We start from the raw sequence: 1,713 nt of genomic DNA, 5'->3' as shown, positions 1-1,713 counted from the left end.
CATATATACTATTATGTTCTCTTATCTGTAGTAGCCTCTGGTTTATCTTGTGTTTCAAATTTCTTGTATGGCCGTAGATATTTAAGATTAAAGTTAACTTATCGACTAGAGTTGAAAAAACATTTAGAAAAAATCATCATATTGTTCCTTGGAGCAGCACTAATAAGTATTTATGTTAATTCAGACGTGATTTTTATTGAGAAATTTAACGGGGTTTACTATGTTGGGATTTATGTTGTTGCACTAAAAATATATTCTGTATTAAAAACAATTTTTTCTGCTATTTATTATGTTGTAATTCCTAAACTTTCTAATTTTTCAGCTAATAACAGGATTGAAGAATTTAAGTACTTATATACCAAACTAGTATCCTATTTATTATTGATTTTATTCCCTGTTTCAACTGGAGTTTTTATTTTAGCTAAGAATATAGTATTGTTTATGGGGGGGGAGGCTTATATTCAAGCAGTCCCTGTCTTACAAATATTTTCCATTTCAATTATTGGAGCGATTTTGGGTGGGTTACTGACTTCAGCTCTGAATGTTTCTTTAGGAAAGGAAAATATTAGTTTGAAAGGGGCTGTATATGCTGTTTTAATAAATATTATACTTAATATAACTCTTGTTCCTAGGTTTATGCATATTGGAGCAGCTATTTCTATTACACTTACAGAGTTTTTTATATTTTTTTATAACTATTTTGTGGTTAATGAATGTCGAGAATATATTGAAAAGCATACTGTATATAAAAATTTCTATCAATCTGTATTGGGATGTTTTGCTATAGTTATTTTAGCTATATTTCTGAATGCTTTGAATTTATCACCTTTATTTGAATCTATTATTTTAGTGTGTCTAAGTATTATTACATATTTGGGGATATTAGCCATGCAGAGGAATCCATTACTTATAGAAGTAATAGGTATAATAAAAAGGAGATGTTTTTAATATGAAAAGAATCTTATTTTTTACTTATGGAGATGCGAATGAGCCTGCAACATGGTCTAATGTACCATACCTTTTTAGCAGAACTTTAGAGAATAAGGGGGATGATGTTGTTAGGGTTAATATTGCTCCAAATAAGTATATAAATGCTTTCTTTCGAAAAGTTTTTTTGAAAGTTTTATCTCTCTTTTACCCAGATCATAAATATAGCTTTATTCGTACACCAATATATAGATTTTGGGCCAATAGAGTAATTCAAAAAGCCATAAAAAAACACCAACCAGATTTATGTCTATTTACTAATTTTGATTTTATTAAACCTAATAAAAATATTACAACAGTACTTTTTAGTGACTGGAGCTATGATATTTTAATTCGTGAGCGTCTTTCTAGAGAACCTTATTTTTTTGAGAAGCCTTTTATTTTGCATCAAGAAAAAGCTATTAATAGTGTAGATTTGGTTATTTCTTTATTTGAGAAATGTGCTGAAAATATGGCTAAAACATACCCTGGTGCAAATATTGGTTTTTTGGGAGGGAATGTAGTAAATTCTTTATATGATCAAAGAGTTGTTCCACTAGAATTAGCTATGAAAAAACAAATTAGCAATAAAATATTGTTTATTGGTGGGAAGCACTATAAAAATGGTGCACAAACACTAATTAACGCATTTAATATGTTGAATGATTTTCAGTATGAATTACATATTATTGGTTTATCAAAGAGTGAGTTAGAGAACTGCTCTGATAGAATTTATTGTTATGGATG

2 protein-coding genes are annotated in these 1,713 nt (G+C 28.4%); both read left to right on the top strand.

The genetic code is table 11. The annotated features are described in order from the left end of the window. On the top strand, positions 1-948 hold a 948-nt coding region (locus tag BKK47_RS12210), incomplete at its 5' end, for a lipid II flippase MurJ (RefSeq protein ID WP_208603986.1). Position 949: 1 nt separating this feature from the next. Next, positions 950-1,713 (top strand): glycosyltransferase family 4 protein (locus tag BKK47_RS12205; RefSeq protein WP_143529635.1); only part of this gene is annotated, 764 nt, incomplete at its 3' end.

It is taken from the genome of Rodentibacter mrazii (assembly GCF_001998825.1).
Taxonomy (GTDB): domain Bacteria; phylum Pseudomonadota; class Gammaproteobacteria; order Enterobacterales; family Pasteurellaceae; genus Rodentibacter; species Rodentibacter mrazii.
The sequence above is the reverse complement of the archived record's forward strand: the minus strand, read 5'-3'. Positions and strand labels throughout refer to the sequence as shown.